Genomic DNA, 587 nt, shown 5'->3' with positions numbered 1-587 from the left:
CTGGCCAAACGGATTGCCGCCCCTCGTGCCCGTAGGGCGGCATCGATCCTGCGGACATATTCGATACTGCCACCTTTAACTGTGTACCACTGGTGTTGATTTGCGCGGCCACTGGCCAGAAGGGCGTGATTTCGAAAGAACTGCACCAATGAGCGTGCAGGGAACTGATCCACCAGTTCAACCGGAGTTGACCAGATCGCCCCACACATTGGCATCAGATAGTTGTGGCGGAACCAGTGTCCCAGACGAAGCTGATCCACCAACTCACCAATCGTGGTGTCGTCATCTCTTGCAGCCTCCGGAGCCATTTTGCCAAAGCGCAGAATGTCGGCAATCATCTTGTAATAGGCGGGGCGCGCAAGATTGCGTCTCTGCGCGGTCAGGGTGCGCAGATTGTTCAACCCATATTCGATACGACCATTGTCGATTGTCGCGCCAAAACTCATTTCGCTTTCGATAACGGGAACATTGAGCTCATTAAAAAGTCGGGTCAGAAAAGGATAGGTTGCGTAGTTGAAGACGATGAAACCGGTATCCACCGGTTGATCGCCGTTCTTCCCGGCCATGACAGTGCGGGCATGGCCACC

General features: G+C 54.3%; 1 protein-coding gene. It reads right to left on the bottom strand.

Going from position 1 to position 587, the window contains the following annotated elements; translation table 11 throughout:
- Window positions 1-587 (bottom strand): NAD(P)/FAD-dependent oxidoreductase (locus ACR0IP_RS23405; RefSeq protein WP_480528196.1); only part of this gene is annotated, 587 nt, incomplete at both ends.

Source organism: Ruegeria sp. AL11 (assembly GCF_056540865.1).
This window is presented reverse-complemented; position numbering and strand designations above follow the sequence as displayed.